This window comes from Dolosigranulum pigrum ATCC 51524, assembly GCF_000245815.1.
GTDB classification, from domain to species: Bacteria; Bacillota; Bacilli; order Lactobacillales; family Carnobacteriaceae_A; genus Dolosigranulum; species Dolosigranulum pigrum.
Genome location: NZ_JH601103.1, coordinates 975,416 through 987,430, shown reverse-complemented (window position 1 = coordinate 987,430; position 12,015 = coordinate 975,416). Strand labels below are relative to the sequence as shown.

Here is a 12,015-nt window from a genome sequence, read left to right as displayed (position 1 = left end):
TACTACTTAAAGTTTACTTAAATTATCGGATTTTGTCAAGTATGCTGATAGATACCACGCAAACTATGAAGATTGAAAATATATAAAATTAGATAGAGCAAACATTATTTATCCAATATTAAATCATGGTGAGTTGTATAATTAAATACAAGCAGGAAAACACTTAAAAAAGCCATATGCTCTGTTAATCTGATAGTATCTACACTCATACAGAAAGGACAGAGAAATATGACTCCAGTTAAGTGGACCAAATTAAAGCCAAAAGGTAAACATTTAGATGAAGATGATCGAGATTTCTGAATTGCATCTCTTGTTGCAATTCAGACAAATTTATTTTCGCGTCAACACAGTTACAGATTCGATATGCCTCGAGTCGTCACTATGGATAAAAAGCCCATTTTTACGTTTTCGCAAACATATCATAGGGGTTTTTATACTAGTACGTGTTCAGAAACATATCAAAATGTTCTATAATTGAAATTAGATCGAAAAATCAATTTAACTTTTTAATTCCTTTATCATTAATTTTCTCTAAAGACATCAGCTGTTTCCTTGCTAAATGCCTCAATTCTATCATACGCTCTTTTTGATTCATTCCTTTTTCAATCAAAATCGCATTATAACTTTCCATATTTGCTAAAACCAATAGTTCTTCCAAACTAGCATAGTATCTCATATTTCCTTTTAAATCTGGATTTTCCTCTCGCCACTCTTTAGCTCTTTTATTGAATAATGATACATTAAGCATATCTGCCTCACTTACATATTTAAATGCAAGCTGTGCATCGGTCAAGTCTTCCAAAAGATACTCTTTGATAACATCTGTATGGATTTTATAGTTTATTTTTGAGATTTCTCTATGTAAATTCCAATTAAGAGACAACTTTGAATTTTCATCTAATTTTAGTCTCTTGTAATCTTGTATAATATAAAGCTTAAATTCTGCAGATATCCAAGAAGCAAACTCCATTGCAATATCACTATGGGCATATGTTCCACCATATCTTCCAGATTTTGATACAATTCCAATTGCGTTGGTTGATTCAATCCACTTTTTAGGTGATAAGGTAAATGCATTACTGCCAGCTTGCATTTTAAACCCGTCGAATTCGACGCGTTTAAAATTTGGATTATTAAGAATTTCCCATAGGCCAATGAATTCTAAGGTATTTCTATTTCTCATCCAGTTTTGAATTAAAAATCTAGGATCATCATCGTTTTTATACTTGGAAATATCAGTTAAACTAATATAATCATTTTTAAAGTCTTCGGTGTAGACTTCTATCGAAAATCCCTGAGCTTGAATAGTATCTTTTTTTATCTTTGACATTTTTTCCTCCATTATTATAAAACAATTTCTTACCTTTTATTTGAACTGTTTCAATTTCCAAAATAGTTGGAGCTGTCAATAATATTATATCATTTATAAAACATTTGTTCTTGGGAAATGCTTTTGACAATTCGATTTAATAAAATAAAAAATTGGCACCATTTATAAATCTAACTTAAAAATGATGCCAATACAAAATATAATTAGTTATTAAATATTTTATTAAGTTCAGCTATTAGCTTCTCTTTTAATGCCATTAATTCAGTATCTGATGGACGATTCGAATCACTATACATTAATTCCATAGGATACCACCAAACTGGACCTTTTCCTTTATTACCATAGTTTTCTATATCACCCGCTATCCTTGGAAATAAATGCCAGTGTAGATGTGAATCTCCATTACCAAGTAGTTCATAGTTAATTTTATCTGCATTAAAACCTTTATATACAGCCTCTCCTACTAATGACATTTCTTCTAAGAATTTCAATTTAAAATTCTTTTCTAATTCAAAAAGTTCTGTCTTATGTTGTTTACATAAAAAAATCGTATACCCCTTAAAATGTTGATTGTCTCCCAACACAACATAACCGGTTTCTAATTCTTTTACGAAATATTGATTCTCATTATTATTAATCATTTCTATTCTTTCACATATTAAGCACATCTTTTTCCCCCAAACAATTTCTAATTTGTCCTTGTCATCAATACTAGAGCCTCAGCCGTAGATTCCACCAATCGAAGCTCGTTATTCACTCGCTTCTCTTTGGGAAAGCCTGGCATGCCCACAGGGCACACGTGAAGCCTATTCAGTTTTTCTCCAAGAGCGTAGCGATTGGCTAAGAAAAACTAATGCCTTTGGTACCTCTGCTTCGCATCGATTAGCTTTGCTAATCGCGCGATAGCAGGGTTAGGGCTTCAACATGTTTCGAGTTGCCTTGATAGCTATCAAAACTGCGTTCTCAACCCCTATGGTTAAGGGGAACATATCCACACTCGTAGTTGGAAACATATCCAACATTGGCTCTCGTTTGTGGCAAGATATCAACGGTTTTGTCTGTTCGTGAGAACATATCAACTCAAATCATTTCATGGTTAATCCCTTATCAATGGCTTCCTGAATAATCTTATGACAACATACCCCCAAAGGATTGTTTTCCTTACAAAGCAAATTTTTCATTGCTCCAGTTATGGCATTTACTTCTTTAACGGTTTTCGCACCATGCTTTACAACTGCTTAAATTACCTGATCTTCTGTGACTTTGCTGCAATAACAAGCATACTTAGGATCTGCATCTTTCTTAAACCAGATAGGAACCCTAACTTGGTCTTTTAAGAATTTTATTTCTTTATCTAAGTTATAGTAAATAACGTCGCAGTCCTCATTCATGCATATCTTATATTGATCTCCATCAACGGCATTACGATAATCATCTGTCACCAAGTGTTCAACGGTTATCCTACTAACTGTTACTCCTTCATTATTACAGACAGGGCAACTCGCCTTTGTTCTATTTAAATTTTGTGTGATACATTCACAGCAACATTCATCAATAACTTTCAATTAAATAACCTCCATATCTTTAAAACCATTTAATTCAAGGTAAATCCCAACCAATTTTCATTTATAGTTTTTAAATTAAAAAATACCCCTTAATTGTATCGTCAATTATCGGTATCATTCAAGGGGTGAATAGGAAAAATAGTTTATAGATTCTTTACATTCAAAGCTCTAAAAGCATTTAATACTGCAATGATAGTTACACCTACATCTGCAAATATAGCTGCCCACATAGTAGCTATTCCAAAAGCACTCAAAATAAGAACAATTATTTTTATTCCAATTGCAAATACTATGTTTTGATGTGCAATTTTTAGTGTCTTTTTAGAAATCTTCATTGCAGTAGCAATTTTCGATGGCTCATCAGTCATAATTACAACATCAGCAGCTTCAATGGCCGCATCAGAACCTAAACCACCCATTGCTATTCCAATGTCTGCACGAGCTAATACAGGTGCATCATTGATTCCGTCACCAACAAAGGCAAGTTTACCTTTTTTAGATTTTTGCGAAAATAATTCTTCTAGTTTTTCAACTTTGTCTGCTGGCAACAGTTCTGCATAAACCTTATCAAGACCAAGCTCTTTAGCAACTTTTGAACCAATACTTTTATTATCACCTGTCAACATAACTGTTTGTTTAATATTAGCTGCCTTAAGTTCTTTGATTGCTTGTGCTGAATCTTCCTTTACCTCATCGGCAATTACAATGTAACCTATATATTTGTTATTAACAGCAACATGTACAATAGTACCGATCAGCTCTCCCTTGAAATAAGGGATATCCATCATTTTCATAAGTTTGATATTTCCTGCCATAACCTTTTTGCCATCTACTGTTGCAATAACACCATGACCTGATATCTCTTCTACATCTGAAATACGTCCATTGTTTATTTCTTTGCTATATGCACGTTTCAGTGAAAGTGAAATCGGATGATTGGAATAGCTTTCCGCATGTGCAGTTAATTCTAGTAGCTCTTCTTTGGAAACTCCTTCTGGATGAATTTCCTGTACATTAAATACACCTTTCGTTAGTGTTCCAGTTTTATCAAAAACAACAATTTCAGTTTCTGCTAATGCCTCTAAATAATTACTACCCTTGACTAAAACACCTTTTTTTGAGGCTCCACCTATTCCACCGAAGAAACTCAAAGGAATTGAAATAACTAAAGCACACGGACAGGATACCACAAGGAATGCTAGTGCTCTATATATCCAATCACTAAAAGTCGCCCCGTCTATAACAAGAGGTGGTATAATAGCTAGAAAAACTGCAATTATAACCACAACCGGTGTATAATATCTCGCAAACTTCGTAATAAATTGTTCTGAATTGGATTTTTTACTACTTGCATTTTCAACTAAATCAAGAATTTTACTTACAGTAGATTCTCCAAATTCCTTGGTAACCTCTGCTGTAATAACCCCATTAATGTTGATGCACCCACTTGGGATATCACTTCCAACTTCTACTTCACGAGGAACAGATTCGCCTGTTAGTGCCGATGTATCAATCATTGAACTTCCCTCAATTACCTTGCCATCAAGAGGAATTTTTTCTCCTGCTTTAATTACAATAATATCTCCAATTTGTACTTCATCTGGGTCAACTTTGACAAGTTCATCACCTTTTTTAACATTTGCATAATCTGGTCGAATATCCATAAGGCTTGCAATTGACTTTCTCGACTTGCCAACTGCATAGCTTTGAAACAGTTCTCCAACTTGATAAAACAGCATAACTGCAACACCTTCAGGATACTCACCAATAAAAAATGCACCAATTGTTGCAATACTCATTAAAAAATTTTCATCGAAAACTTGACCTTTAAAAATATTTTTTACAGCTCTTTTTACAACATCTCCACCTACAATAATGTAACTTATTATAAAGAGAGCAATCTGTAACCATTCGTTATTTAAATTAAGCAATACTGCTGTAGCTAACACGGCTGCACCAATAATTATTCGCCATAGTCGTTTTGTCATACTAAATAGCCTCCTTTAAGCCTTTTTCATAGTTGTATCGGGTTCGATTTTTTTAACTATTTTTTCGGCCTCTGCTATTATTGTTGGCATTTTTTCATCCTCACCATCAATAACGAGTTTTGTGGTCATAAAGTTAACAGTAGCTTCTTTCACTCCATCAAGCTCATTAATAGCCTTTTCCATTTTTGCCGCGCAATTTGCACAATCTAAACCTTCAAGTATAAATTTCTTTTTCATTATTAAATCCTTCTAAATGTTATTTGTAATTTTATTTTGAATACTATAAGTCTTTTTCAAATTTTCTTGAAGCATTGCTCATTTGAAATGAAGACTTAAATATATGCCCAAATATCTTCAAAAAATATTCTATTCTACCGCATTACTACTTCTCGTTGATATGAATTAGACCTTGGTCAAATATTTCTCTTACATGATCATCAACTAATGAATAATATACTACTTTGCCTTCTTTTCTGTTTTTCACTAAATTAGCTTGTTTTAAGACTCTCAGCTGATGGGAAATTGCTGATTGTGTCATGTTAAGTAATACAGCGATATCACAAACACACATTTCAGCTTCATGTAAAGCCCATAATATCCTGATTCGTGTTGAATCTCCAAATACTTTAAATAATTCTGCTAGATCATAAAGGCTTTCTTCTTGAGGCATTTTATCTCTAACTTGATTTACAATATCCTCATGAATTACATTGCAGTCACATCTTTCAATTGAATTAAATTTTTTAGTCATATTATCACCTCTTTTTAAATCATTTCATCTGAATACTTGAACAAGCATTCATACGTTGTATATTTATTATATTATTGTTTTTCTCTTGTGTCAATAGTTATATGAGCATTTATTCAAGTGTTTTTTATATTATTTAAAATATCTCAAAAACATCTACTAAGACATTAGTACCATCCTTTCTCGGTATCCTGTTCCATACATATCCTTTAAACAAATCCTTAAAAATAAAGACTTCGCCTCCGTACAAGTTTTCGGTTTCTTTAATAGCTTCATCTAACAGCTTATTACATCACTCATGTGGTCAACTCCTTATCAATAACCTTATAAACAACATTTTTGATAATATCACATGTATAAATCATGTAAAAGTCAATGCAAAAACCGCCAATCAAGAGAACCTAACTCTTAATTGACGGTTTATATTAGTATTAAATCATACTTCCATTCCAATTCCAGATTTAAAGCATATTACAAAGTGGTCATCATAAACACTAACATTCTGGATAATCTTCCTTACTAGGGTATCATCATAGGAAGAGTGCATTTGCATTAGATTTGGCTTTACATAAAATCTTGTTTTACCTGATCCAGAACCACCTATTACTAATACATTTTTATTTCTGGCGTATTTAGGGTTTTTAGGTCTTGAGTTCATTGTTAGTCTTTCGGTATTAGTTATAAGAACATTGTTTTCAAACTTAGGGTCAATGTATGGAGCAATATCCTTGCTTTCTCCCCATCTTGCAGATCCATATTCCTTGCCTTGCCTATATTTCTTTTTATTTTTACCTTTACTATAAACAATTAACTTAATAAGACCAGCAACTGAAATACCTACTAGCAAGTCCCTTGGATTAATACTTGGTATATAAGATAAAGTTCCTATATCAGAAATTCCCACCATTATTCTATCAATAATATCTCCTCCAACATAAGAATTGATGTGCTTAGAAAAGATATTTCCAATATAGAAAAAGGATAGATAAGGAATGTTTGCTAATATAAATTTCTTTGGGTTGTCTATTTTAATTAAGTTTTTAATATCAGAAAGAATGGCTTCTAATACCTTATTCATCGTAGAAACCTTCACTATCTAATAAAATTAGTAGGTAGTGTCTTCTCTTTGGTGTTATAAATGTTTGTATTTCTATAAGTGTACCTAGTGGATCAACCCATTCCTTTACTTCAAAATATCCCTTGTTCTTATCTGCATAAGGTAAGAGTTTCTTTTTCTTATCCCTGTAAATTAATCCCTTATCCATTAAAAAACTTATAAACTGGTTTTGTGGTATTCCTAACTCCTTGGCAGTATTTCTAAAGTTTATAAGTAGGTTATAATCTACTAATTTGTCATAATAATCTGCCTTTGGTCTTAATTCTTCAATTTCTTCTTCTCTCTCGGCAATAATTCTATTGGCTACTAGAATTGCATCTGCAAGTAACTCTTCATTAGTTTTCTTTTCTTGACCAGCTATATATCCTCCATTTTTTCTAATACTTGGTAAGACTTCTCTAGTTACCCAAGCTTTGAATATTTTTGCTTGTGGTAGTTTTGATGAGAGGATAAGTGAATACAATCCTGACTCATTAACTATTGAAATATTCTGTATTCCTCCAGGGGTGTTCCATTTCGTTACACCCTTATCTTCCTCATCTACATGGTCATAAACAGCTTTTCTTGGATTGACATATCCTAGCATAGTTGCTACTTCATTTGCTATAAAGAAAAACTCACCGTCTTTTTCTATAACAGTGAGTTTCCCAAAATTCTTATTTTTAAATGTTTTTAAATTATTTATCATAAGCTTTGCTCCTTATGTTTATTCTTAACTTTATCTTTACTGATGGTGTCCTTAGCCATATCTTTAAACTTATTTATAGTCTTAGTTATTGAATCTCTTCTATCAGCCTTTCTTTCAGAAGCCTTAACAGCTTTTTTAAAGGCGTGTTCCATTACCTTTATATCCTTAGTTGGATTATTATTCTTGACCTAGTTCCTCTTCAGTCAGCCACTTATGGTTACGAACTACTTCTCCGCCGTCGGTTGGTTGATAATCTACCATATATACAGTTGATGTAACAGCATCATCAATTGTTGCAGTTGCTCCTTCCATACCTTCCATATGTCTAGCTTCTAATGTCACTTCTTCTCCGGGTTCAACAGCACTTTCAGTTGACTCAGCAATTTCTTCATGGATTACCCATCGATGATTTTCCTCGCGTTCTCCCCCATTAGTTGGGTCAAAGGATACTTCATAAGCAGTTGTGTCAAACGCACCAACAATAGTCGCTTCGGCACCTTCCATTCCAGGCATATGACCGTGCTGAAGAATAACGGATTCTCCTACTTCGTACATCGGATTTTCTGCTTCTTCCAAACCTGCTGGAATTTCACCAGATTCATCGTGCACCATGCCGCCGTGATCACCACTTTCTGAAGATGTTTCTTCGGTTGTCGTTTGATTTGTATCTGTTCCAGTAGATTCATTTATCTCGTCACTGCCACATGCTCCAAGTAATAAGGCAGATGACAGTAAAATAGTTCCTATCCATTTTTTATTCTGTTTCATTTTTTCCTCCTAAATTAAAAAAATAAAGCTCTAAATTTAAAGTTATTCTTTTATAAATTCAATTATAAAAATGGGTCGGTTAATAGTAACTTGAACATTCTTTTACGTTCCCACCGCAGAAATCAGTTTAGATTAGTATGACAATCTATGCTGTTTAATCATCTTGAGTTTGCTTCCCATTTTCCTCTATGTCTTCTATCAATTGTTCCATTTCAGCAATTTCTTCTTCTTGGGCTTGGATAATTTCTTCGCTTAATTGTTGCGCCCGTGAATCTGTGAGATTGGCATTTTCACTCGTCATAATAGCGGTAGAATGGTGTGGAATCATAGCTCTCATCCAAGCAGTATCATCTACGCCAACTTGGTTTTGAATAAGCCCAAACGATCCCACCACGAGTAAAACCGAAAGTCCCATTATGACGGTATTTAATTTTTTGTTGTCGTACATTTTCCACATAAAACCCATCATAATTATTGCCATGATAGCCCCCATTAGAATAGCCATATAAACACGGGTTTGACTCAAGTAAATATGTGCAAATTCACTAACATTCACAAACATTAGAAAGTACATCACAACAGTAGAAGTTAAAATCATTAATCCGAAACGTATATATTTATTCACAGTTAAACTTCCTTTCCTGTGAAACTATTGTATTTTTACACGATAAGGTCATTCAATTATTTCATGTGCCAAATAACTGTTTATTTTGGCTCTAATTTCAATGTCATAGCATTAATGGCGACGATGACTGTTGACACAGACATTAGAATTGCTCCTACTGCAGGACTTAATGTGAAGCCAAAAGGGGCCAAAATTCCAGCAGCTAGAGGAATAGCTATAAAGTTATAGCCGGCTCCCCAAAAGAGATTTTGTTTCATTTTACGAGTTGTTTTGTGTGCTAATTCAATGAATGATTCAATATCTCCTGGATCAGATTGAGTCAAGATGACATCAGCTGAATCCAATGCTACTTGAGTTCCAGCACCTACAGCTATACCAACGTCTGCTAAGGCAAGAGAAGGAGCATCATTGATACCGTCACCTACCATGATAACTTTCTTTCCACGATCTTTAAGTGTTTTAACTAACTCATATTTGTCTTGTGGAGATTGATTTGATCTATATTCAATCCCTAAATCTTCTGCCGCGCCTTGAGCCGCTTTTTCATTATCACCTGTTGCCATAATTGGTTGAATATTGTTCTTTTTAAGAGCTTTAATTAACTCTTTGCTCGTTGGTTTTAATTCGTCCCCTAAAGCTACAGCACCAATGGCATCTTCATTTTCTACTAAGACACTGAGAGTTGCTCCTTTTGGAATATCCATATCCAGATTACGTCCGTATGCTTTTTGACTGATTAATTGATAACGGTGCCCGCTTGCTTCACCTTCTACCCCAGCACCGGAAATCACATCAATCGAATCAAAAGATGCTGGACGTATATCTTGCTGCTCGGCGAAACTTATAATTGATTGAGCAATCGGGTGGCTAGATCCTCCTTCAATACCTGCCAGTAAAGCAATGATTTCCTCTTTTGTATATTTGTCATTAAGAAGTTTTACATCTAATACTTTAAACTCACCAGTTGTTAAAGTACCCGTTTTATCTAAAATCATCACATCTGCATCTTGAGCTATTTCTAAGGCTTGGCGGTCTTTTACTAGTAAGCCACGGCTAGCTCCTAAGCTTGTGCTACGGGCGGTTACCAATGGAATAGCCAGACCCAATGCGTGCGGACAAGCAATAACTAATGTAGTAACAGTAAATATAACTGCCGTTGGCACATCTTCTATAACCATCCATGTTACAAAAGCAATTAGCGCGACAATAACAGCAATATAGAAGAGCCACCCTGCAACCTTTTGCGCAATATTTTCTGCCCTGGAAGGCTGACTTTGAGCTTGGCTAATTAAAGTCTGTACTTGAGAGATAAAGGATTGATCACCTGTCTCAAGCACTTTAATATAAAGAACCCCTTCTCCATTTGTTGAGCCCCCGATTACTTCATCGCCAGGGCCTTTTTTTACTGCTTTTGACTCCCCAGTTAGAAGAGCTTCATTTAAACGTGATTCGCCACGTTCGATAGTTCCATCTGCTGGCACATTTTCCCCAGCTTGAACACGAATTAAATCACCTACCTTTAAGTCAGCAACTGGACGTGTTTCAATGGAATCATCTTCTAATACAACGTCAGCATCTTTCGGCACTAACTTAGCCAATTCTGTTTGTGCATCTCCTGCTTCTCCAATAGCTTTCATCTCAATCCAGTGACCTAATAGCATGATTAATAGTAATGAAGCAAATTCAAAGAAAAAGTCCATGACCTGTTCACCCGTGAGGTAGCTAGTGATAACAGCATAAACACTATATAAATATGAAACACTTATACCTAAAGAAACGAGTGCCATCATTCCAGGTTCTTTTTGTTTAAATTCATCAACTGCACCTTGATAGAATGGACGTCCACCATAAATAATTAATATAGTAGATAAAATAACTACTACAATATCAGAATATGGAAAAGTAAACTGAAATGGTAGCTCAAATCCATACATAGGGGATAAGAGCATAATAATAATTCCTAGTGGCAATGACTTTAAGAATAGTTCCTTAAAGTTTCCGTGATTATGATGCTCATGCCCTCCGTGTCCGCCGTGTTCATGACCCGCATGATGATCGTGATGTTTATGGTCTCCATGTTGTTCCATTTTGCTATTGTTGTGTTTTAAGTGATTCATATCGCCGTGATTATGGTGACGGTGAGACGAATGTTTGTTGTTATTCTTCATTTTTAATTCCTCCTTATTCTTCATGATGATGTAAATGACACTCGCATTGTCCTTCTGGACAATCGCAATCCACTTCTTCTACTGCGAAAGATTTTTTCATCTCTAATATTTTTTCTAGTCGCTCTATATCATCAAAGCTTAAGACATGATCTTCAATGATGCTTCCTATTACATTCCCGACTTTTTTTCGGCAAATACGGTTAAAAATATCCTCTGAATAATTTCTTACAGCCTCTTTCTCTTCAATATTGGCAGTGTAAATAAACTTTCTACCTTCTTGCTCCGTATTAAGTACGCCTTTTTCAACTAGTCGACCTAAGATCGTTTTGATAGTAGATTGTGTCCAGTCCATTTTTTCTTTCAATATGGAGATGACTTCTTTACTAGTCACTCGATCATAGGTCCAAACTACACGCATGACTTCCCATTCAGCATCTGTGATATGAGTATTATATACTATCGCACCCATTCTCTTTCCCTCCTTGCTGTTTACATGTGTAGACGTGAATGTCTGAAATTAGTTTACCATTGTAAACTAACCTTGTCAAGTATTATTTAAATATGTAAGCAAATATCATTACGTTTGTTTTCAAATTTCTTCCTAGTACGATTTATAAGGTTATCATTGATTTACATTTATCGCTTTTTTAATTCCTTATTTTTAATAATATGTTAAATATGATAAATATGATGATACCTTTTCTGAATTTATTGTTTGGCTAAATATATAGTCATAAATTTCACAAATTCTACCCTTTCATTTTTCATGGTAGTTTGGTTTAATTCACTTCAAGAACTTTACTCAAAATTTGTAGATTTATTTAAATGAAAGTTGTGCAATTGATTCATCTTATTAAGAAAAATCTGGAGAAGTTTTTCACAAGAATATAGGGCCTATTGTTTAAAAATTAGTTACTATGTAAGGTTTACAACCGATTTTTATTATGTACTTTTATCCAATGGATTTAATGGGCTAAAACTTTGAGATGGTGTTAAGAATCAAGGACTAAAATTAAAA

General features: G+C 34.1%; 12 protein-coding genes and 2 pseudogenes. All 14 read right to left on the bottom strand.

Going from position 1 to position 12,015, the window contains the following annotated elements; translation table 11 throughout:
* Positions 1-493 precede the first annotated feature (493 nt).
* The 14 genes and pseudogenes from HMPREF9703_RS04530 to HMPREF9703_RS04470 all read right to left on the bottom strand — a co-directional run bounded on the left by HMPREF9703_RS04530 (position 494) and on the right by HMPREF9703_RS04470 (position 11,466).
* Positions 494-1,330: a KilA-N domain-containing protein gene (locus HMPREF9703_RS04530; protein WP_004635980.1), complete on the bottom strand. Its 837-nt coding sequence runs from the start codon at positions 1,328-1,330 to the stop codon at positions 494-496.
* A 203-nt stretch (positions 1,331-1,533) separates the two neighbouring features.
* A complete protein-coding gene (locus HMPREF9703_RS04525; RefSeq protein ID WP_004635978.1) occupies positions 1,534-1,998 on the bottom strand; it encodes an HIT family protein in 465 nt (154 codons plus the stop codon).
* 570 nt (positions 1,999-2,568) lie between these two features.
* Positions 2,569-2,895 carry a hypothetical protein gene (locus tag HMPREF9703_RS04520; RefSeq protein ID WP_004635975.1) on the bottom strand — a complete coding sequence of 109 codons (327 nt, stop codon included), beginning with the start codon at positions 2,893-2,895 and terminating at the stop codon, positions 2,569-2,571.
* A gap of 143 nt (positions 2,896-3,038) precedes the next feature.
* Positions 3,039-4,883: a heavy metal translocating P-type ATPase gene (locus tag HMPREF9703_RS04515; protein ID WP_004635972.1), complete on the bottom strand. Its 1,845-nt coding sequence runs from the start codon at positions 4,881-4,883 to the stop codon at positions 3,039-3,041.
* 15 nt (positions 4,884-4,898) lie between these two features.
* Positions 4,899-5,120: a cation transporter gene (locus HMPREF9703_RS04510; protein WP_003145146.1), complete on the bottom strand. Its 222-nt coding sequence runs from the start codon at positions 5,118-5,120 to the stop codon at positions 4,899-4,901.
* 145 nt (positions 5,121-5,265) lie between these two features.
* Positions 5,266-5,634, bottom strand: coding sequence for an ArsR/SmtB family transcription factor (locus HMPREF9703_RS04505; RefSeq protein ID WP_003145044.1), 369 nt, complete (start codon positions 5,632-5,634; stop codon positions 5,266-5,268).
* A 133-nt stretch (positions 5,635-5,767) separates the two neighbouring features.
* Positions 5,768-5,899 (bottom strand): DUF1413 domain-containing protein, encoded by a 132-nt coding sequence (locus HMPREF9703_RS08755; RefSeq protein ID WP_425278141.1) that lies wholly within the window; start codon positions 5,897-5,899, stop codon positions 5,768-5,770.
* A 264-nt stretch (positions 5,900-6,163) separates the two neighbouring features.
* Positions 6,164-6,709 (bottom strand): annotated as a pseudogene (locus HMPREF9703_RS04500) (VirD4-like conjugal transfer protein, CD1115 family); the annotation flags it as partial.
* Positions 6,702-7,436, bottom strand: coding sequence for a phage antirepressor Ant (locus tag HMPREF9703_RS04495; protein WP_004635963.1), 735 nt, complete (start codon positions 7,434-7,436; stop codon positions 6,702-6,704). The gene HMPREF9703_RS04495 and the pseudogene HMPREF9703_RS04500, both read right to left, overlap by 8 nt.
* Positions 7,433-7,603, bottom strand: a pseudogene (locus HMPREF9703_RS08950) (DUF3801 domain-containing protein); the annotation flags it as partial. The gene HMPREF9703_RS04495 and the pseudogene HMPREF9703_RS08950, both read right to left, overlap by 4 nt.
* Positions 7,604-7,613: 10 nt before the next feature.
* On the bottom strand, positions 7,614-8,204 hold the full coding sequence (locus HMPREF9703_RS04485) for a YdhK family protein (protein ID WP_004635958.1): 591 nt from the start codon (positions 8,202-8,204) through the stop codon (positions 7,614-7,616).
* Positions 8,205-8,358: 154 nt separating this feature from the next.
* Positions 8,359-8,829, bottom strand: coding sequence for a DUF305 domain-containing protein (locus HMPREF9703_RS04480; RefSeq protein ID WP_004635957.1), 471 nt, complete (start codon positions 8,827-8,829; stop codon positions 8,359-8,361).
* A gap of 80 nt (positions 8,830-8,909) precedes the next feature.
* Entirely contained in the window at positions 8,910-10,997 is a 2,088-nt protein-coding gene (locus HMPREF9703_RS04475) for a heavy metal translocating P-type ATPase (protein WP_004635955.1), read from the bottom strand.
* 13 nt (positions 10,998-11,010) lie between these two features.
* Positions 11,011-11,466: a CopY/TcrY family copper transport repressor gene (locus HMPREF9703_RS04470; protein WP_004635953.1), complete on the bottom strand. Its 456-nt coding sequence runs from the start codon at positions 11,464-11,466 to the stop codon at positions 11,011-11,013.
* Positions 11,467-12,015 lie beyond the last annotated feature (549 nt).

Bases quoted from the DNA above. Each gene is read 5' to 3' on its own strand.
- HMPREF9703_RS04530 (WP_004635980.1), bottom strand. From the start codon at position 1,330: ATGTCAAAGATAAAAAAAGATACTATTCAAGCTCAGGGATTTTCGATA.
- HMPREF9703_RS04525 (WP_004635978.1), bottom strand. From the start codon at position 1,998: ATGTGCTTAATATGTGAAAGAATAGAAATGATTAATAATAATGAGAAT.
- HMPREF9703_RS04515 (WP_004635972.1), bottom strand. From the start codon at position 4,883: ATGACAAAACGACTATGGCGAATAATTATTGGTGCAGCCGTGTTAGCT.
- HMPREF9703_RS04510 (WP_003145146.1), bottom strand. From the start codon at position 5,120: ATGAAAAAGAAATTTATACTTGAAGGTTTAGATTGTGCAAATTGCGCG.
- HMPREF9703_RS04505 (WP_003145044.1), bottom strand. From the start codon at position 5,634: ATGACTAAAAAATTTAATTCAATTGAAAGATGTGACTGCAATGTAATT.
- HMPREF9703_RS04495 (WP_004635963.1), bottom strand. From the start codon at position 7,436: ATGATAAATAATTTAAAAACATTTAAAAATAAGAATTTTGGGAAACTC.
- HMPREF9703_RS04485 (WP_004635958.1), bottom strand. From the start codon at position 8,204: ATGAAACAGAATAAAAAATGGATAGGAACTATTTTACTGTCATCTGCC.
- HMPREF9703_RS04475 (WP_004635955.1), bottom strand. From the start codon at position 10,997: ATGAAGAATAACAACAAACATTCGTCTCACCGTCACCATAATCACGGC.
- HMPREF9703_RS04470 (WP_004635953.1), bottom strand. From the start codon at position 11,466: ATGGGTGCGATAGTATATAATACTCATATCACAGATGCTGAATGGGAA.